The 18,311-nt window shown below is 76.0% G+C and carries 15 protein-coding genes and 1 pseudogene; 9 read left to right on the forward strand and 7 right to left on the reverse strand.

Annotated elements, in window-relative coordinates; translation table 11 throughout:
- Nucleotides 1-435: 435 nt before the first annotated feature.
- Nucleotides 436-1,329, reverse strand: a complete 894-nt coding sequence (locus ABD363_RS30955; protein WP_344609597.1) for an NADP-dependent oxidoreductase — start codon at nucleotides 1,327-1,329, stop codon at nucleotides 436-438.
- 70 nt (nucleotides 1,330-1,399) lie between these two features.
- Between ABD363_RS30955 and ABD363_RS30960 the strand changes: the two genes are divergently transcribed.
- The 3 genes from ABD363_RS30960 (at nucleotide 1,400) to ABD363_RS30970 (ending at nucleotide 4,747) form a co-directional block, all read left to right on the forward strand.
- The gene (locus ABD363_RS30960) at nucleotides 1,400-1,987 is read left to right on the forward strand and encodes a TetR/AcrR family transcriptional regulator (RefSeq protein ID WP_344609599.1); all 588 of its coding nucleotides are present in this window, start codon (nucleotides 1,400-1,402) and stop codon (nucleotides 1,985-1,987) included.
- Between the two features lie 553 nt (nucleotides 1,988-2,540).
- Nucleotides 2,541-3,836, forward strand: coding sequence for a phenylacetate--CoA ligase PaaK (gene paaK / locus ABD363_RS30965; RefSeq protein ID WP_344609601.1), 1,296 nt, complete (start codon nucleotides 2,541-2,543; stop codon nucleotides 3,834-3,836).
- A gap of 95 nt (nucleotides 3,837-3,931) precedes the next feature.
- Nucleotides 3,932-4,747, forward strand: coding sequence for an alpha/beta hydrolase family protein (locus ABD363_RS30970; RefSeq protein ID WP_344609603.1), 816 nt, complete (start codon nucleotides 3,932-3,934; stop codon nucleotides 4,745-4,747).
- Between the two features lie 129 nt (nucleotides 4,748-4,876).
- Here ABD363_RS30970 and ABD363_RS30975 read toward each other — a convergent pair whose 3' ends face one another.
- Nucleotides 4,877-6,376, reverse strand: coding sequence for an acyl-CoA synthetase (locus tag ABD363_RS30975; protein ID WP_344609605.1), 1,500 nt, complete (start codon nucleotides 6,374-6,376; stop codon nucleotides 4,877-4,879).
- A gap of 395 nt (nucleotides 6,377-6,771) precedes the next feature.
- Between ABD363_RS30975 and ABD363_RS30980 the strand changes: the two genes are divergently transcribed.
- Nucleotides 6,772-8,538, forward strand: a complete 1,767-nt coding sequence (locus ABD363_RS30980) for a serine hydrolase domain-containing protein (protein ID WP_344609607.1) — start codon at nucleotides 6,772-6,774, stop codon at nucleotides 8,536-8,538.
- 117 nt (nucleotides 8,539-8,655) lie between these two features.
- Here ABD363_RS30980 and ABD363_RS30985 read toward each other — a convergent pair whose 3' ends face one another.
- The 4 genes from ABD363_RS30985 to ABD363_RS31000 form a co-directional block, all read right to left on the reverse strand.
- Complete coding sequence (locus ABD363_RS30985; protein WP_344609609.1) at nucleotides 8,656-8,847, reverse strand: DUF2795 domain-containing protein; 192 nt, start codon at nucleotides 8,845-8,847, stop codon at nucleotides 8,656-8,658.
- A 97-nt stretch (nucleotides 8,848-8,944) separates the two neighbouring features.
- Entirely contained in the window at nucleotides 8,945-10,531 is a 1,587-nt protein-coding gene (locus ABD363_RS30990; protein ID WP_344609611.1) for a phytoene desaturase family protein, read from the reverse strand.
- Nucleotides 10,532-10,583: 52 nt separating this feature from the next.
- Nucleotides 10,584-12,842, reverse strand: coding sequence for a serine/threonine-protein kinase (locus tag ABD363_RS30995; protein ID WP_344609613.1), 2,259 nt, complete (start codon nucleotides 12,840-12,842; stop codon nucleotides 10,584-10,586).
- Between the two features lie 597 nt (nucleotides 12,843-13,439).
- Complete coding sequence (locus tag ABD363_RS31000; protein WP_344609615.1) at nucleotides 13,440-13,814, reverse strand: four-helix bundle copper-binding protein; 375 nt, start codon at nucleotides 13,812-13,814, stop codon at nucleotides 13,440-13,442.
- 119 nt (nucleotides 13,815-13,933) lie between these two features.
- On the opposite strand from ABD363_RS31000, the gene ABD363_RS31005 reads away from it, so the two are divergent.
- Nucleotides 13,934-14,338 (forward strand): ChaB family protein, encoded by a 405-nt coding sequence (locus tag ABD363_RS31005; RefSeq protein ID WP_344609617.1) that lies wholly within the window; start codon nucleotides 13,934-13,936, stop codon nucleotides 14,336-14,338.
- A gap of 37 nt (nucleotides 14,339-14,375) precedes the next feature.
- Nucleotides 14,376-14,744 (forward strand): DUF6479 family protein, encoded by a 369-nt coding sequence (locus ABD363_RS31010; RefSeq protein ID WP_344609619.1) that lies wholly within the window; start codon nucleotides 14,376-14,378, stop codon nucleotides 14,742-14,744.
- A 591-nt stretch (nucleotides 14,745-15,335) separates the two neighbouring features.
- On the opposite strand, the pseudogene ABD363_RS31015 reads toward ABD363_RS31010, so the two are convergent.
- Nucleotides 15,336-15,917, reverse strand: a pseudogene (locus tag ABD363_RS31015) (acyltransferase domain-containing protein); the annotation flags it as partial.
- A 325-nt stretch (nucleotides 15,918-16,242) separates the two neighbouring features.
- Here ABD363_RS31015 and dhaK point away from each other — a divergent pair.
- From dhaK to dhaM, 3 genes are read left to right on the forward strand one after another with little or no spacing between them, the layout of a single operon-like run.
- Nucleotides 16,243-17,235: a dihydroxyacetone kinase subunit DhaK gene (dhaK, locus tag ABD363_RS31020; protein WP_344609621.1), complete on the forward strand. Its 993-nt coding sequence runs from the start codon at nucleotides 16,243-16,245 to the stop codon at nucleotides 17,233-17,235.
- A 47-nt stretch (nucleotides 17,236-17,282) separates the two neighbouring features.
- A complete protein-coding gene (gene dhaL, locus ABD363_RS31025) occupies nucleotides 17,283-17,882 on the forward strand; it encodes a dihydroxyacetone kinase subunit DhaL (protein ID WP_344609622.1) in 600 nt (199 codons plus the stop codon).
- The gene (gene dhaM, locus ABD363_RS31030; RefSeq protein WP_344609624.1) at nucleotides 17,875-18,285 is read left to right on the forward strand and encodes a dihydroxyacetone kinase phosphoryl donor subunit DhaM; all 411 of its coding nucleotides are present in this window, start codon (nucleotides 17,875-17,877) and stop codon (nucleotides 18,283-18,285) included. The genes dhaL and dhaM overlap by 8 nt, the downstream gene beginning before the upstream one ends.
- The last annotated feature ends 26 nt before the right edge of the window (nucleotides 18,286-18,311 follow it).

Raw genomic sequence — 18,311 nt, forward strand, 5'->3', positions numbered from 1 at the left:
CGCCGCCGCGGGCGTGCTCGGCCGCCCGCGCACCGCGGGCGGGCGGCGCCCGGGGCTCCCGGGTCCGGGGGACGGCGATCAGGACGGTCGGCGCCACGGGCGCGCCGGACGCCGCGACCGCCCAGGACGCGCTCCGCCGGGCCGACGGCCGCGAAGCGACGGCACCGGGCGGGCCCCGCGACGGGGCGGGATCCCTGGTTCCGGCGATCCCGTTCAGCACCCGGACCGGGCCGGTCCCGGGGGACGAGGCCGGCGGTGGCCGCCCAGCCACCGGCGAGATCCTTGACCGGTCGGGCGCCCCCGCCCGTCGGTCGCCGCGCGAACCGCGCGCCGCGGGCTCCGTCCCGGGCACCGCGGTCTCTCCGCCCGGCGGACCCGGTGACGGGAGGCACGCTCACCGGGTCCGCCGGGCCGTACGACCGCGCGGGGCGAGGCTCAGACGACGATGACCCGGCGTCCGCGCGTGTGACCGGCCTGGCTGTCGATGTGCGCCGCCGCGGCCTCGGCGAGCGGGTACGACTTCTCGATCGGGATGTGGAGCTTTCCCCGTGCGATGAGGCCGACCGTCTCGGCGAGCGCTTCCGGCATGCTCCCGGCCACGCCGGACCACCGGACGCCGAGCTCCGGCGCGCCGGGATCGGCGATGGAGATCACCTTCTGCGGGTCCCCGGTCAGCTCGACGAGCTCGCGGATCACGCCCGAGCCGGCCAGATCGAGCGCCGCGTCGACACGGCCGAGCCGCCGCACCCGCTCGACCCAGCCCTCGCCGTACGTCGTGGCGCGGGCGCCCAGGCTGCGCAGGTAGTCCTGGTTCGCGGCCCCGGCCGTGCCGATCACCGTGATGCCGCGGTCGCGGGCGATCTGCAGCACCGCCGATCCGACTCCCCCGGACGCACCGCTGACCAGCAGTGTCTGTCCGGGCTGCACATCGACCTGGCCGATGATGCGCAGCGCGGTCTCCATCACGGAGGGGTATCCGGCCGCCTCCTCGAACGTCAGGCCCTCGGGCATACGGATCCAGGCCGACAGCACGGCGAACTCGGCATAGGTGCTCGTCCCTTCGCCGAACACGCGGTCGCCGACCTCGACCCCTTCGACGCCCTCGCCGACCTCGTCCACCACCCCGGAGGCGTCCTGTCCGACGCCGGCGGGCAGCTCGACCGGAAGGATCTCCCGGAACTGGCCCTCGCGGATCCTCCAGTCGACGGGGTTCACCCCCGCCGCCCGCACGGCGATACGTACCTGGCCGGGGCCCGCGTGGGGTTCCTCGGCGTCCATGAGGCGCAGAACATCCGGACCGCCGAACTCGGCGAAGGTCACTTTCTTCATGCCGCCGACCGTAACACTAACCGTTAGCTTTTAAAAACCGTTTCGACTTTGCATCTGGTAGCGTCAGGGTATGACCGCCCCTCCTGGACGCCGTGAACGCAAGAAGGCCGAGACCCGCCGGAGGATCGCCGACACCGCCCTGCGCCTCTTCCTGGAACGCGGGTACGACGCGGTGGGCATCCGCGACGTGGCCGCCGAGGCCGACGTGGCCGTCACCACGGTCTTCTCCCACTTCGCCTCGAAAGAGGCCCTGGTGTTCGAGCAGGACGAGGACTTCGAGCACCGCCTCACGCAGGCGGTCACCGGCCGGGCGCCGCACGAGCCGCTCATCCCCGCGCTGCGCCGCGAGATCCAGGCCCTGGTACGGCACTGCGCGGCGGACAGCACCGCCCCGATCTGGCGCATGGTCGACGCCTCACCCGCCCTGCGGCAGTACGAGGAGTCGATGCGGCTGCGCCATGCGGAGTCGCTGGCGACGGCCATCGCCGGCGCTCTCGACCTGCCGCAGACCACCACGGCCTGCCGGACGATCGCGAGGTTCGTGGCCGACGCCTACTCGCTGGCCCGCGAGGCGGCCGATCCGGAGGCCGCGGTGGACGAGATCTTCCGGATGATCGAGGCGGCCTGGGAGGCCGCCTGCCTCCCCCGGCGCGGGTGAGGAACCGCTCCTCCAGCCGGGGCGGGGGCCGGCCGGGGACGAGGGCTTCGGCGTGCCCGCCGGGCGGTGCCGACCTCCCCGGCACGTTCCCCGGCACGGTGTCCGGCACGCCCGACGCGGACCGGACCGGCTCCAGCGGCGCTCCGCCCGGCCCCGGCAGGCCGCGGTCGGATCCGGCCCGCGGAGCGGTCGTGTCCGTGGTCGCGCCCTTCCCCCGCCGCCCCCGGGGCCGCGGAGTCCGGCCCGCCCGGGATGCGGCGAGCGGCCCGGCGGGGCAGGCGCGCCGCTCGCCGGTCCTCGTCCTCGCCGCTCCCGACGGCGCCGGGGGCGGCCCTGACGCCGACGGACAGCTTTCCGCGAACCCGGCGACACCCCTGGCCGGCGCGCCCGTCGGCCGAGCCGGTCCCGCCGGGATCTCCCGCGCCGCGGCCGCCCGCATCCGGAAAACCCGGACCCGACGCTTGCTTCGGGCGATGCGGCCTGGGTTACTGATCCCCGGTACTCGACCGAATGATCGGTCGCCCGGATCGAGCGGTTGGCGGAGGGGAGCCTCATGTCGGACACGGCGGACCTGCTGGACGCGGGAGAGCGGCTCGACGCGGAAGGCCTGCGGGCGCTGCAACTGGAGCGGCTGCGGGCGTCGCTGCGGCACGCGTACGCGCACGTGCCCTTCTACCGGGAGTCCTTCGACCGGGCGGGCGTGCGTCCGGAGGACTGCCGCACACTCGCCGACCTGGCCCGGTTCCCCTTCACCACCAAGGCCGACCTGCGCGAGAACTACCCGTACGGCATGTTCGCCGTCCCGCACGACCGCGTCCGCCGCATCCACGCCTCCAGCGGCACCACCGGCCGTCCCACGGTCGTCGGCTACACCGACGGCGACCTGTCCCGGTGGGCGGACCTGGTGGCCCGCTCGATCCGGGCGGCGGGCGGGCGGCCCGGGGACCGGGTGCACGTGGCGTACGGCTACGGGCTGTTCACCGGCGGGCTCGGCGCGCACTACGGCGCGGAGCGGCTGGGCTGCACCGTCATCCCCGCGTCCGGCGGCATGACGGCCCGCCAGGTGCAGCTGATCCGGGACCTGGAGCCCACGGTCATCATGGTCACCCCGTCCTACATGCTCACGCTCCTGGACGAGTTCGAGCGGCAGGGCGTCGATCCGCGCGGCACCTCCCTGCGCGTGGGCGTCTTCGGCGCCGAGCCCTGGACCGAGCGGATGCGGCGGGAGATCGAGGAGCGGTTCGCGATCGACGCGGTCGACATATACGGGCTGTCGGAGGTGATCGGCCCGGGTGTCGCGCAGGAGTGCGTGGAGACCAAGGACGGTCTGCACATCTGGGAGGACCACTTCTTCCCGGAGGTCGTCGACCCGGTCACCGGTGCGGTGCTGCCGGAGGGCGAGGAGGGGGAACTGGTCCTCACCTCGCTGACGAAGGAGGCGATGCCCGTCGTCCGGTACCGGACGCGGGACCTGACCCGGCTGCTGCCGGGCACGGCACGGGTGTTCCGCCGCATGGAGAAGGTGACCGGCCGCAGCGACGACATGGTGATCCTGCGCGGGGTCAACCTCTTCCCGACCCAGATCGAGGAGATCGTGCTGCGCACGCCGGGCGTCGCGCCCCACTTCCAGCTGCGGCTCACCCGCGAGGGCCGCCTGGACGCCCTCACCGTGCGGGCCGAGGCCCGCCCCGGCGCCGGTCCGGAGGTCCGCCGGGCGGCGGCGCGGGCCATCGCGGCGGCCGTGAAGGACGGCATCGGGGTGTCGGTCGGCGTGGAGATCGTCGACCCGGAGTCGCTGGAGCGGTCGGTGGGCAAGATCCGGCGGGTCGTGGATCTGCGGCCGCGCTGACGGAGGGCGCGGGGCGGGCCCGGCGGCCGGCCGGGCCGGTTTCGCCGGTGGCGATATCCGTCCCCGGTGCGCGGCCGCGGACCTACCGTCGCCGTATGCACCCACCGATCACGGGCACGGCGGCCGGCGTGCCGTTCACCGCGCTGCCGCCGGACGGCGCCGGCACCGCGCCGCTGATCGTCACCTGGCACATGCTGGACGCGCCGAGGTCGGACGCCGCGTTCGCCGCCGCGCTGCCGATGCACGGCCTGCCCGCCTGGCGGGTGCACCTCGGCATGCCGATGTGCGGGGCCCGCATGGTCGACGGCGGCACGGCCGCCATCGTGGAGCTGGCCCGCCAGGACGTCCTGATGTCCTACCTGTACCCGTTCGTCCGGCAGGCGTCCGAGGAGTTTCCGGCCGCGCTGGCCTCGATCCGTGCGCAGCTGCCGGTCGATGACGGACCGATCGGCGTGCTCGGCGCCTCGCTGGGCGGGGCCGTCGCGCTGCGGATCCTCGCCGGTACCGGGATTCCGGTCTTCGCCGGCGCCGTGGTGAACGCCGCCGTGCGGATGCGGTCCGTGGTCGCCCTGTTCCCGGGCGACTACCCCTACGACGAGGAGTCCGGGCAGGCCGCCGACAGCCTGGACTTCGTCGCCCGGGCGGGCCTCATCGCCGATCGCGCGCCGCTGCTGGTGGTCAGCGGCGAACTGGATCATCCGGGGCTGCGTGCCGACGCCCTGGACCTCGTCGACGCGCTGGGGGAACGGGCCGAGCTGCTGTCGGTCCCCGGGCTGGCGCATCCGCTCGCCGAGGAGCCCGGCATCGAGCCCGCGCCGCAGCTGCCCTTGGCCCGTGCGGTGGACGCCGGCCTCACCCGGTGGTTCTGGCGCCGTCTCGCGGACGCGGGCCGGATCCGGCCGCCGAGGTGATCCCGGCCGGCGGGCGGCGGCCGGTGCCACGCCGCCGGGACGCACGGCACGACGGGGCCGCCGGGTGCCGCCGGACGGCCGTCGTCCTCGCGTCCCCGCTGACGCGGGCGTGGCGCCCGGTGGCGGTGCTCAGGTGTCGGCGAAGCGGTCCCGCAGCCGTCGTTTGAGGATCTTCCCGCTGGCGTTGCGCGGCAGCTCGTCCACGAACAGCACCCGCTTCGGCGCCTTGAAGGAGGGGAGGCGCGCGCGGGCGTGGGCGATCAGTTCGGCCTCGGTGACCTCGCCGCGCGGGACGACGACCGCCGTGACGGCCTCGATCCACCGCGCGTCGGGCAGGCCGATCACCGCGGCCTCGGCGACGGCCTCGTGCGTGTACAGCGCGTCCTCGACCTGGCGGGAGGCGACCAGGACGCCCCCGGAGTCGATGACGTCCTTCACCCGGTCGACGATCGTGAGGTAGCCGTCGGCGTCCCGCACCGCGAGGTCACCGGAGCGGAACCAGCCGTCGCGGAACGCCTCGGCCGTCTCCTCGGGCTTGTCCCAGTAGCCCTCGCACAGCTGCGGGGAGCGGTAGACGATCTCGCCGGGCGTGCCGTCGGGCACGTCCTTGCCGTCCTCGTCGACCACCCGTGCCTCCACGAACAGCACCGGCCGTCCGCAGGAGTCCATGCGTCCCTCGTGCTCGTCGGGGCCGAGGACCGTGGCCAGCGGACCGATCTCGCTCTGTCCGAAGCAGTTGTAGAAGGCCAGCTGCGGCAGCCGCTCCCGCAGCCGCTGCAGGACGGGCACCGGCATGACCGACGCACCGTAGTAGGCCTTGCGCAGTCCGCCGAGGTCCCGCCGTGTGAAGTCGGGGCGGTTCACCAGGTCGATCCACACGGTGGGCGGGGCGAACAGGCTGTCCACGCGGCCCGCCTCGATCAGGTCGAGGATCCGGTCGCCGTCGGGCGCGCCGAGGACGATGTTGGTGGCGCCGACCGCGAGGTACGGCAGCAGGAACACGTGCATCTGCGCCGAGTGGTACAGCGGCAGCGCGTGCACGGGCCGGTCGCCCGCGCCGAGGTCGAGGGCGGTGATCGCGCTGAGGTACTCGTGCACGAGGGCCCGGTGGGTCATCATCGCGCCCTTGGGCAGGGCGGTCGTGCCCGAGGTGTACAGCAGCTGCGCCAGGTCCTCGCCGCGCGGCTCCGGACCGTCGTACGCCGGCGCGGCCGCCAGCCGGGCGAGCAGCGAGCCGTCGGCGTCGCGCAGCGGCAGCGTCCGTACGCCGCCGGGCAGCCGGCCGGCGAGGCCGGGATCGGTGAGGACCAGCGTGCTGCCGGACTGGCGGACGAGGTAGGCGAGGTCGTCGCCGGTCAGGTTCTGGTTGACCGGCACGTGCACCAGGCCCGCGCGGGCGCAGGCGAGGAAGGCGATCAGGTAGGCGTCGGAGTTGTGGCCGTAGGCGGCGACCCGGTCGCCGGGCGTGAGCCCCTGCGCCAGCAGGACGCTCGCCGCGCGGGAGACGGCGGTGTCGAGTGCGTCGTACGTCCAGGAGCGGTCGGCGTACTCCAGCGCGACCCGCGCCGGGGTGCGGCGGGCGCTGCGCCGCAGCACCCCGTCGACCGTGCTGCCGTGTCCGGGCGTCATGGCAGACGATCCTCGGTTCGGCCGGGGCCGCGGTCAAGACGCCGCGCGCGGCCCGGCACGGCCCGGCACCGGATCGCGCACCGGGGCCGGGCCGGCACGCCGGCCGCTCCGCCGCGTCCGTCCGGGACGCCGGCGAGCGTGCCGAGGGTCCGCTCGCGGACGTGCTCGCCCAGCACGGCGGTCACCGCGTCGGCGAGGGCGGCGACCAGGCGGGCGGGACCGGTGTCGCCGGGCGCTCGCCCCGGTCCGCGCGGGTGGGGCGGCGGATCCCCCCGGCGCCCCGTCGGACGCCGGTCCGTGCACGCCCCGTTGACAGACCGCGCGCCCGACACGAGAGTTCCCCTGCGCAAGACGAGTCCGGAACGACCCGTCCGGCCTGGATGCGGGGGATCCTCATGGCAGCCGACGACAGACGTGGTCCCACCCGCCGCCGGCTGGGCGCCGCCGCGCTCGCCCTGGGCGGCGCGCTGGCCCTGGCGCCGCTGCCGGCCGCCGCGGCCGGCGCCGCGTCGCCACGCTCCGCCCTGCGGCCCGGCTCCCCCGAACGCGCCGGTCTGCTGCGCGCCCCGCTGCGGCGGCTCGTCGCCGACGCGAAGGCGTTCCTCGGCCCCTCCCCCGAGCACCCCTGGTACGCGGGGGCCGTGCTGCTCGCCGGGCGCGGCGGCACCGTGGCGCTGCACGAGCCGATCGGCATGGCGGTGCGCTACCGGGCGTACGACGAGAGGACCGACACCGGGATCGAGTTCCCGGCCGGGCAGCAGATCCCGACGACCCGGGACACCGTGTTCGACCTGGCGTCGGTGTCCAAGCTGTTCACCTCGCTCCTCGCCGTGCAGCAGCTGGAGCGGGGCGCACTGCGGCTGGAGGCGGCGGTCGCCTCGTACCTGCCGGAGTTCGGCCGCGCGGGCAAGCAGGAGGTGACGATCCGCCAGCTGCTGACGCACACCTCGGGTCTCCGCGCCTGGATCCCCCTGTACGACGCGCCCACGTACGAGGAGAAGCTCGGCCTCGTCCTCGCCGAGGCGCCGGCCGTCCCGCCGGGGACCGCCTACCTCTACTCGGACCTGAACCTGATCTCCCTCCAGCTCGTGCTGGAGCGGATCACGGGCCGCTCCCTGGACGTCCTCCTCCACGAGGAGATCACCGGTCCGCTGGGCATGCGCCGCACCCGCTACAACCCGCCCGCCTCCTGGCGGCCGGACATCGCGGCCACCGAGGACGCCCGCAGGCCCTGGTCGGGTCTGGACCGCGGGCTGGTGTGGGGCGAGGTGCACGACGAGAACGCGTTCGCCCTCGGCGGCGTCGCGGGCCACGCGGGCGTCTTCTCCTGCGCGTGGGACCTCGCGGTGCTCGCCCGGACCCTCCTCGACGGCGGCTCCCACGGCCGGGCGCGCATCCTGGAGCCGGAGTCCGTGGAGCTGATGTTCACCGACTTCAACACCGCCTTCCCCGGCGACGAGCACGGCCTCGGCTTCGAGCTGTACCAGCACTGGTACATGGGCGCGATGGCCACCCCGCGCACCGCCGGGCACACCGGCTTCACCGGCACCTCGCTGGTCCTCGACCCGACCACCGACTCCTTCCTGGTGGTCCTCGGCAACTCCGTGCACCCGGTGCGCAGCTGGCGCTCCGGTTCCGCGCCGCGGGTCGCCGCGGCCGACCACCTGGCGCGGGCCGTGCCGGTGCGTCCGGCGCACGGCCGTACCGCCTGGTTCTCCGGAATGGCGAGCGCCACGGCCGCCACGCTCGCGCTGCCCGCGCTGGACACCTCCGGCGGCGGCGCGCGGCTGCGGTGCGCCCTGTGGTGGGACACCGAGCCCCGGGCCGACGCGCTCGTCCTGGAGGCGTCGGCCGACGGCGGCGCGACCTGGCGGCCCGTCCCGTTCACGACCGCGCGCCGGGGCGCGGAGCCGCAGCACCGTCCGGCCGGCGCGGTCACCGGGTTCTCGGGCCGCGTCTGGCACCGGCTCGCCGCGGACCTGCCGGCCGCCCGCGGGCTCGCGCTGCGCTGGCGGTACACCACCGACCGGCTGTACGCGGGCCGCGGGGCGTACGTCGACGGGCTGCGCGTCGAAGCGGCCGACGGCGTCCTCTTCGACGAATCCCGGCCGGCGGACGCGGCCCGGATCCGGGCGGCGGGATGGACGCCGTCGGCCGACTAGGCGTACCGCCCCGGAAGGCCGGGAACGCAGCCGGCGACGTCCGCTCGCCGAGGCCCCGGCCGTGCCGTCCGGGCCCGCTCCGCGCGGGCGCCGGCGCGCTGCCCGCCGGGGAGGACCTCACTGGTTGAAAACGGCCTTCTGCACCTCGTTCGGTCCGTCGAAGTGGTCCTGCTTCAGGCTGTCCAGGCGGCTGACGACCTTCTCGTCGGCCTTGTTCCTGCGGGCCTGGTCCACCAGGTGCTTCTTGTCCGTCGGGTAGTCCATGCCGCTGAGGGCCTTCTGCAGGTCGATCGGGCTGAGGTCGGCCATGGCAGCCTCCCGTGGGACGGTCCGGCCGTCCCCGCGGGGCGGCCGGATCCTGCGGATACCTTCGACCTGTCGGAGTGCCCCGCCCGGCGCCGGCCATTCAACCGCCCCGCGCCCGCAGCACCGCCATCGCCGCGTTGTGTCCCGGCACCCCGCTCACACCGCCCCCGCGCACCGCGCCCGCCCCGCACAGCAGCACGTTCGCGTGCCGGGTCGCCACGCCCCAGCGGCCGGCGCCGTCCTGGGCGTACGGCCAGGCGAGGTCCCCGTGGAAGATGTGGCCGCCGGGCAGCCTCAGGTCGCGCTCCAGGTCCGGCGGGGTCCTCGCCTCGATGCACGGGCGTCCGTCCGCGTCGGTGGCCAGACAGCCGGCGAGCGGCTCGGCCAGATGGGCGTCGAGCTGGGCCAGCGTCGCCGTCAGCAGGTCCTCGCGGACGGCGTCGTCCTGTCCGGCGTCCCGCGCGAACAGCCGGGCGGGTGTGTGCAGGCCGAACAGGGTGAGCGTGTGGTACCCCCGCCCGGCGAGGTCCGGGCCGAGGATGCTCGGGTCGGTGAGCGAGTGGCAGTAGATCTCCGAGGGCGGGGCGGTGGGCGGCTCGCCGGCCGCGGCCCGGGCGTACGCGGCGGCCAGCTGCCGGTAGCCCTCGGCGACGTGGAAGGTGCCGGCGAAGGCCTCGCGGGGGTCGGTCGCGCTGTCCCGCAGCCGGGGCAGCCGCTCCAGCAGCATGTTCACCTTCAGCTGGGCGCCCTCGGCCGGGGCCGGGGCCGGGTCGCCGGTCAGCGCCGCCAGCTCGTGCGGGGAGGCGTTGACGAGGACGTGCCGGGCGGCGGCGACGCCCTCCCCGGTGGCCGTGCGGTAGGCGACCTCGGCCGTGCGGCCGTCCGTGGCGATGCGCACCGCCTCGTGCCCGGTGGCGAGGACGGCGCCCGCCCGGCGGGCCGCGGCGGCCAGCGCGTCGGTGAGGGCGCCCATGCCGCCGACGGGCACGTCCCAGGCGCCGGTGCCGCCGCCGATCACGTGGTACAGGAAGCAGCGGTTCTGCTTGAGCGAGGGGTCGTGGGCGTCGGCGAAGGTGCCGATCAGGGCGTCGGTGAGGACCACGCCCCGGACCAGGTCGTCGGTGAGGTGCTCCTCGATCGCGACGCCGATCGGCTCCTCGAACAGGGCCCGCCAGGCGGCCTCGTCGTCGACGCGGCGGCGCAGCTCCTCGCGGGTGGGCAGCGGCTCGGTGAGGGTCGGGAAGACCCGCCGGGCGACACGGCCGGTCATGGCGTGGAAACGCCGCCACGCCCGGTACTCGCGGTCGGAGCCGGTGAGCCGGGCGAACGCCTCCCGGGTCCGCCGCTCCCCGCCGCCGATCAGGAGCCCGGTGGGGCGGCCGTCCCGCTCGGCGGGGGCGTACGAGGAGACCGGGCGGGTGCGCAGGCGGACGTCCAGGCCGAGGTCCCGCACGATCTTCCGGGGCAGCAGGCCGACCAGGTACGCGTACCGGGACAGCCGGGCGTCGAGTCCGGCGAAGGGGCGGGCCGACACGGCCGCGCCGCCGGTGTGGTCCAGCCGCTCCAGCACCAGCACGGAACGCCCGGCGCGGGCCAGGTAGGCGGCGGCGACCAGGCCGTTGTGGCCGCCGCCGACGACGACGGCGTCGTACGCCCGGCCGGCGCGCGGTCCCTCGGGTGCGGTCATGGTTCTTGGTAGCACGCGGTGGTCCGCGGCGGCCAGGGGCGGCGGGCCGCCGTCAGCAGACGGGCCGGGACCGCGGTGCCGCCGCCCCGCGGTGCAGCTCGGCGGCCTCGGCGGTGCGGCCGAGCCGGCCGAGGCAGTGCGCCTCGTCGTCGCGGCTCGCGAGGGTGTCGGGGTGGTCCGCGCCCAGGACGCGTTCGCGGGCGGCGGCCACCCGCCGGTACTCGGTCAGCGCCTCCGCCCAGCGGCCGAGCCGGCCGAGACCGACGGCGATCTCGCGGCGGCTGACCAGGGTGTCCGGGTGGTCGGGGCCGAGCACGCGCTCGCGGATCGCGCACACCTGCCGGGCCTCGGCGAGGGCCTCCGCCCAGCGGCCGAGCCGGCCGAGGCCGACGCCCAGGCCGTGGCGGGCGCGCAGGGTCTCCGGGTGGTCGGGGCCCTGGACCCGGGCGCGGTCCTCGATCAGCTCGCGGTACACGGTCAGCGCCCGGGCGCTGCGGCCGAGGCGGCCGAGGCTGATGCCGATCTCGTAGCGGGCGGCGAGCGTGTCGGGATGGTCGGGGCCGAGCGCCTGGGCGCGGTCCCGGGCGACCTCCTCGTAGGCGTGCAGGGCTTCCTCCCAGCGGCCCAGCCGGCCCAGCGCGTGGGCGACCTCGTAGCGGGTGACCAGGGTGTCGGGGTGCCGGGGCCCGAGCACCCGGGCACGGGCGGCGGCCACCTCGCGGGCCGTGCGCCAGGACTCCTCCGGGCGGCCGAGCCGGCCGAGGTTGACGGCGAGGTTGTGCCGGCAGCGCAGGGTGTCGGGGTGGTCGGCGCCCATCACGCGTTCCCGGGCGGCGAGCACCGAGGCGTACACCCGGTGGGCGTCGACGTGGCGGCCGAGCCGGCCGAGGGCGTACGCCATCTCCTGGCGGGCGGCGAGGGTGTCGGGGTGGTCGGCGCCGAGCGCCCGGATCCTCGCCTCGGCGACCTGCTTGTACGCGCGCAGCGCGTCGGCGGCGCGGCCGGTGCGGCTGAGGGCGAAGGCGGCCTCGTAGCGGCTGGCGAGGGTGTCGGGGTGGTCCGGGCCGAGGAGGTGCTCGCGCTCGGCGGCCACCGCCCGGTGCACCTCGCCCGCCTCCGTCCAGCGGCCGAGCCGCCCGAGGCTCAGGCCCGCCCGGTGCCGCCCGACCAGCGCGGCGACGGCCTCCGGCGGCGGTTCGGGCCGCTGCCCGGGCACGGGTTCCCCGGCCGGGTCCGGCGCGGGCAGGGAGTCCCCGGCCGGGTCCGGTCCGGGGCGCGGGGTCCAGACGCCGGACAGGCCCGTCCCCGGGTCCGCCGGCGTGCCGTGCGGGCCGGTGCCGACGGCCTTGGGCCCGGTGGTCATGCCGCGGGTCCAGGACGGCAGCCGGGTCCCGCCCGCCACCGGACCGCGGGTGCGCGGCGCCGGCCGGGAGGTCACCGCGGCCGGCGCGTACGCCGGCGCGGTGCGGCCCGCGGTGATCCGGCGGGCCACCTCGCGGGCGTCGCGCGGACGCTGCTCGGGCTGTTTGGCCAGCAGGTCCAGGATGATCCTCTCCAGGTAGCCGGGCAGCTCGGCGCGGTGGCTGCGCGGCGGCTCGGGCGGGGTGTCGCGGTGGCCGACGAGGACGGCCCAGGCGTCGTCGAGGTCGAACGGCGGTGTGCCGGTGGCGAGCTCGTACAGCACGCAGCCCAGCGAGTACAGGTCGCTGCGCCGGTCGACCTCGTCCCCGCCGATCTGCTCCGGCGACATGTAGTGCGGGGTGCCCATGGCGATGCCGGTGCCGGTCAGGCGGGAGGTGCGGCCGGTGTCGTGGCCGAGGCGGGCGATCCCGAAGTCGCAGAGCTTCACCGTGCCGTCGGCGAGCCGGACGATGTTCGCGGGTTTCAGGTCCCGGTGCACGATGCCCTGCTCGTGGGTGTAGGCGAGGGCCTCGGCGACCTGTTCGGCGATGTCGACGACGTCCGCGACCGGCAGGGGACGGCCCCCGTCGTCCTCCAGGAGCCGGCTGAGGTCGCGGCCCTGCAGCAGCTCCATGACCAGGTAGAGGACGCCGTCGCACTCGCCGAAGTCGTGTACCACGGTCACGCCGCGGTGCTGGAGCGCGGCGGCCACGCGGGCCTCGCGCCGGAACCGCTCCCGCAGCAACCGGGCGGAGGACCGGTCGGGGGGCGCGCCGAGCGGCTTGAGGCACTTGACGGCGACGTACCGCCCCAGCGACTCGTCCCGCGCCCGCCACACCTCTCCCATGCCGCCGCGCCCGATCAGGTCGAGCAGCCGGTACCGGCCGTGGATCAGCCTGCTGTCCCCCATCTCTGCACCCGCCCCCGTCGCTGATGCGTCCGCCCTCCCCCGGCCCGCCCAGTATGGCGGGCTGTCGCCCGGTTTTGTACGGTGCCGGGCGCCTGTCCGGACCGGGCCGGGCCATGGCGCGGGGACGTGCCCGGGGGCCGGTGGCGGGCGCGGACGTGCGAGAACGCCGCACGGCAGCGGGCCCGTGACCGGCGGGCACGGGATGCCGGCGGCGGGAGAGGGGGCCGGCCTGCCGTACGGCCCCTGCGCGCGGGACGGTAGGGAGACCTACGCCAGGTGTGCCACATGCCGCCCCGGCAGCTCGCGCGCCGGGCGGAGCAGGGGGTGCGCCGGCGGGCGCGGCGGGAAGCCGCCCGCCTCGTGCGCCTCGGCTCCCGCGGCGGGCCCGGGGCGCGCCGCGGGAGCGGGCGGCCCGGCTCCGGCCGGTTCGCGGGGGCGGTGCCGGAAAGGCCCGGCCGGCCCGTCCCGCCGCTCCGGGCGGGCGCCCTGCCGACGGGCCGGCGCTGTACGCGTAGCGTGCCCGGGCCCCCTCCCGCCGGCTCGCGCAGCTGCCGAAGAAGCGGGGGCGGTCGCCCCCGGTGGCCCGGGAGCGCCGCGTCAGTTCAGCGTGGCGAGGAAGTCCGTGCAGGCCCGGGCGCAGGCGCGGCACGCCTTCGCGCTCTCCTCCGCTCCCGGCTGCATGTCGAAGACGTGCGCGGTCTCCAGGCACACCGTCCGGCACCACTCCAGCTGGGCCCGCATGGCGGCCTCGTCCACCTGGCTCTGCTCGGACAGCACACGGCAGGTCGCGTCGCACACCTCCGCGCACATGATGCCCTTGCGTCGTACGAGTTCCTGGTTCTCTGTCCCGTCCGGATCCACGAGGCTCGCGCGCAGCGCGCAGGCCCGCGCGCACTCGGTGCACGCCTGTGCACAGGCGAAACGGTCCTCCAGGAACCGGAACAGCTCCTGTTGGGATGTCGGTGATGTCACACCGCGCGAGTAGCCCGTGCCGCGGGCGTCAAACCCGGCGCTCCCGGGTTCCGGCCGGTTTTCCGGGACCCGGCGCGGGCACCCGTGCGCCCCCACGACGACGCACGGAGGTGTCCACCGTGCCCGGACGACAGGAACTGCCGTCGACCCTGGAGCGGTCCTCCCGCGACGCCCAACGCACCTGGATCGAGGCCCACGACTCGGCCGTGGCGCAGTACGGCGAGGGCGAGCGGGCGCACCGGGTGGCGTACGGCGCGCTGAAGCACGGCTACGAGAAGGTCGGCGACCACTGGGAACGCAAGGAGGGCGGCCGCAGGGGCCCCTCGGATCCCCGGTCGGCCCGGCCCCGGCAGCAGGGCGGCCGCAGCGGCGAGGGCGTCGACGAGCACGCCTCGAAGGAACATCTGTACGACATGGCGAAGCGGCTCGGCATCGAGGGCCGGTCGCGGATGTCGAAGGCGGACCTGCTCGACGCGATCCGCAAGGCGAACCGTGCGCGGACGCGCGCGGCCCGGTCCGGCTGAACAGGTTGGCGGCGGGCAGCCGGGGTACCCGCGGGCCATGAACACCGCATGGATGGAAATGGCAGCGGGCCGGGGCGCCCTCGGCATCGGGCTGGCTGTGGCGGGTGTGGTGGTCGTGGCCCTGCTGATCGGCGCCTTCGCCCTGGGCATCCGGAACATGCGCCGCAACCCGGGTCCGCCGGACCCCGCGGAGCAGCCCCGACTGCCCGACGACGGCCCGGTCCGCGAGGAACACCAGAACCGCGCCCCCGACGAGATGCCCAGAAGCGATACCCGGCTGACGCCGCACGAGATGCCCGCCCACGGCAACATGCCGAGCCGGCCCGCCCCCGAGGGGGAACGGCCCCGCTGGAGCGGGGGCAGCAGCGGCTCGTTCGGCAGCGGCGGACCGGGCGGCGGCCGCTGACCCACGGGCACGGCGCCCCGGACCTCCGTTCCGGGGCGAGCCGGGAGGCCCGCGTGTCACGGTCGCCGTGCGGAGGATGCAGGGCCCGCGCCTGTGCGCGGGCCCTCCGCCGTGTCCGGTCCCGGCCGTCCGACCGCAGGAGCGGGCGGACCGGTGGGCAGGCGCACCGGGGCACGTCCCCGCGGAGGCGGGGAGTCCGCGGCCCGGCGAGCGCGCCGCGCGCCGGCGAAGCCCGCGATCCCGTGGTGCGCGTTCACCGAAGACGCCCCACGGGCCCGCCGGGCCGTCACCGGGGCGTTCCGCCTTCTCGGCCCCGCCGCACCGCGACCGCCGTCCGGCCGCGCCGGGCAGGTGACCTGCGCTGCCCCAGGACCGACACCGCCGGGAGCGGAGGTCCGCGCATGACGCCACCGATCGCCGCCCGGCCCGCCCGGCACCCCGTCCCCCGCTCCGGTCGGCGAAGGCACCGGTCGGAGGCGCTTTCCCCCCGTCGCATCAGGAGGGACCCATGGGGGCGCTCGCCGTCGTCTCCCCCGCCACCGGGGCCGGCCTGCGGCGCGACAAGCCCCACCACGAACACACCGGCCCTGAGGTCAGGCCCTCCACCACGTGCCGGAACCCGTCCGGCATCGGGTCCCTGAGCGGCGAGTGGAAGGCGTGGCTGACGACGAGCTGCTTCGTCTCGCGTCCCTGCGCGGCGAACGCGGCGGCGATCTCCTGCGCCGCCTCCTCGTCACCGGCGACGACCACGGACTGCGGGCCGTTGACCGCCGCGCTGCTCACCCGGTCGGTCAGCAGCGGGAGGACTTCGTCCTCCGACGCCTGGACGGCGATCATCGCGCCGCCGGCCGGGAGCGCCCGCATCGGCCGGCCGCGCGCGGCCACCAGCGCGCACGCGTCCTCCAGCGAGACCACACCCGCCACGTGCGCGGCCGCGATCTCGCCGAGGGAGTGCCCGGTCACGAAGTCCGGTTCCGCGCCCCAGCTCTCCAGCAGCCGGTACAGCGCCGCCTCGACCGCGAACAGCGCGGGCTGGGCGTAGGCGGTCTGGTCGAGCAGCGCGGCCTCGGGCGCGCCTACTTCCGCGAAGAGCACGCCGAGGAGCGGCAGTTCGGGCTGGTCGTCCAGGCACCAGCAGGCGTCGTCGAGGGTGCCGGCGAACACCGGGTCGGCCGCGCACGCACCGCCCCTCGTCGCGTACCGCCTCCCGGCGCGGCCGGCGGAGCAGCCCGGCCCCCAGCACGCCCACGACCCTTCGCACGTGACCTTCGCTGCCGCAAGGCCGATACTGCCGGTAGCAAGCGCCCCGCCGACCCGTGTCCGACCAGCCCGCAGATCTGACGGCCCGTCACGAAAGCCGGCATCAAGTCGGCGTCAGTACCGCCGAAGCCCGCTTCCGACCGCCCCGGCCCGCCAGGACCGACAACTCGCACTACCTTATCCGACCAGGCAAAACGCAGGTCGCAGCCATACCTGCCAACCTCACCAGGAGATACCCATGAGGATGCTCATCAACGTCCCGGAGACCGTGGTCGCGGACGCGCTGCGCGGGCTGGCGGCCGCCCATCCCGAGCTGACCGTGGACGTGGAGAACCGGGTGATCGTACGGCGGGACGCACCGGTGGCCGGGAAGGTGGCCCTGGTGTCGGGCGGCGGCTCCGGGCACGAGCCGCTGCACGGCGGGTTCGTCGGTCCCGGGATGCTGTCGGCGGCCTGCCCGGGCGAGGTGTTCACGTCGCCGGTTCCCGACCAGATGGTGCGGGCGGCGGCGGCCGTGGACAGCGGGGCCGGGGTGCTGTTCGTCGTGAAGAACTACACCGGTGACGTGCTGAACTTCGACATGGCCGTCGAGCTGGCCGAGGACGAGGGCATCCAGGTGGCCAAGGTCCTGGTCGACGACGATGTCGCGGTGACGGACAGCCTCTACACGGCCGGGCGGCGCGGCACGGGCGCGACGCTGTTCGTGGAGAAGATCGCGGGCGCGGCGGCGGACGAGGGCCGGCCGCTGGAGCAGGTGGAGGCGATCGGGCGGCGGGTCAACGACAGGTCCCGCAGTTTCGGCGTGGCGCTCGGCCCCTGCACCACTCCCGCCAAGGGCAGCCCCACCTTCGACCTGCCGGCCGGTGAGCTGGAACTGGGCATCGGCATCCACGGCGAGCCCGGGCGGGAGCGGCGGCCCATGATGACCTCGGGCGAGATCGCGGACGTCGCCGTCGACGCGGTCCTGGCCGACCTCGACCCCCGCAATCCCGTCCTGCTCCTGGTCAACGGCATGGGCGCGACTCCGCTGCTGGAGCTGTACGGCTTCAACGCCGAGGTGCAGCGGGTCCTCGCCGAGCGCGGCGTCGCCGTCGCCCGCACACTTGTCGGCAACTACGTCACCTCCCTGGACATGGCGGGCGCCTCGGTCACCCTGTGCGAGATCGACGAGGAACTGCTGCGGCTGTGGGACGCGCCGGTGAGGACGCCGGGACTGCGGTGGGGCATGTGACGCGAGCGGGGTAGAGAACCGACGTGGCTACCACGCAAGGAGATCCAGTGCTCGACGCCGACTTCTTCCGCCGTTGGATCACGGCGACCGCCGCTCTCGTCGAACGTGACGCGGAGCGGCTCACCGCCCTCGACTCGCCCATCGGGGACGCCGACCACGGCAGCAACCTGCAGCGCGGGTTCAGGGCCGTGACGGCCGCGTTGGAGAAGGAGGCGCCGGGCACGCCCGGCGCGCTCCTCGTCCTGGCCGGCCGGCAGCTCGTCTCGACCGTCGGCGGCGCGTCCGGGCCGCTGTACGGGACCCTGCTCAGGCGTACCGGCAAGGCGCTCGGGGAGGCCGCCGAGGTCAGCGAGGGGCAACTGGCCGAGGCGTTGCGGACCGGGGTGGAGGCGGTCATGACGCTCGGCGGTGCCGTACCGGGCGACAAGACCATGATCGACGCGCTGGTGCCGGCCGTGGACGCCCTCGGCGACTCGTTCGCCGCGGCCCGGGCCGCCGCCGAGCAGGGCGCCGAGGCGACCACGCCGATGCGGGCCCGCAAGGGCAGGGCGAGCTATCTCGGGGAGCGCAGCATCGGGCACCAGGACCCCGGGGCCACCTCGGCGGCGCTGCTCGTCGCCGCACTCGCGGAGGCCCACGGTGAGTGACGGCGAGCTCGTCGGGATCGTGCTGGTGTCGCACAGCGCGGAGGTCGCCGCGTCCGTGGCGGAACTGGCCAAGGCCCTGGCGGGCGGCGGCGCGGCGGTGCCGGTGGCGCCGGCGGGCGGCACCGCCGACGGCGGGCTCGGCACCAGCGCCGAGCTGATCACCGCCGCGGCGGCCTCCGTGGACCGGGGTGCCGGGGTCGCCGTCCTCGCCGACCTCGGCAGCGCGGTGCTCACCGTCAAGGCGCTGCTCGCGGAGGGCGACGAACTGCCGGACCGGACGCGTCTGGTGGACGCCCCGTTCGTCGAGGGGGCGGTGGCCGCGGTCGTCACGGCGGCCGCCGGCGCCGACCTGGCGGCCGTGGCGGAGGCGGCGGCGGAGGCGTACGTGTACCGGAAGGTGTGACCGGCGGGAGCGGACGGCGCCGGTCT

This window comes from Streptomyces glaucus, from assembly GCF_039533365.1.
In the GTDB taxonomy this organism is placed as follows: domain Bacteria; phylum Actinomycetota; class Actinomycetes; order Streptomycetales; family Streptomycetaceae; genus Streptomyces; species Streptomyces glaucus.

Excerpts from the sequence above, each read along its gene's own strand:
- ABD363_RS30955 (WP_344609597.1), bottom strand. The coding sequence starts at position 1,329 with ATGAAGAAAGTGACCTTCGCCGAGTTCGGCGGTCCGGATGTTCTGCGC.
- ABD363_RS30960 (WP_344609599.1), top strand. The coding sequence starts at position 1,400 with ATGACCGCCCCTCCTGGACGCCGTGAACGCAAGAAGGCCGAGACCCGC.
- paaK (WP_344609601.1), top strand. The coding sequence starts at position 2,541 with ATGTCGGACACGGCGGACCTGCTGGACGCGGGAGAGCGGCTCGACGCG.
- ABD363_RS30970 (WP_344609603.1), top strand. The coding sequence starts at position 3,932 with ATGCACCCACCGATCACGGGCACGGCGGCCGGCGTGCCGTTCACCGCG.
- ABD363_RS30975 (WP_344609605.1), bottom strand. The coding sequence starts at position 6,376 with ATGACGCCCGGACACGGCAGCACGGTCGACGGGGTGCTGCGGCGCAGC.
- ABD363_RS30980 (WP_344609607.1), top strand. The coding sequence starts at position 6,772 with ATGGCAGCCGACGACAGACGTGGTCCCACCCGCCGCCGGCTGGGCGCC.
- ABD363_RS30985 (WP_344609609.1), bottom strand. The coding sequence starts at position 8,847 with ATGGCCGACCTCAGCCCGATCGACCTGCAGAAGGCCCTCAGCGGCATG.
- ABD363_RS30990 (WP_344609611.1), bottom strand. The coding sequence starts at position 10,531 with ATGACCGCACCCGAGGGACCGCGCGCCGGCCGGGCGTACGACGCCGTC.
- ABD363_RS30995 (WP_344609613.1), bottom strand. The coding sequence starts at position 12,842 with ATGGGGGACAGCAGGCTGATCCACGGCCGGTACCGGCTGCTCGACCTG.
- ABD363_RS31010 (WP_344609619.1), top strand. The coding sequence starts at position 14,376 with ATGAACACCGCATGGATGGAAATGGCAGCGGGCCGGGGCGCCCTCGGC.
- dhaK (WP_344609621.1), top strand. The coding sequence starts at position 16,243 with ATGAGGATGCTCATCAACGTCCCGGAGACCGTGGTCGCGGACGCGCTG.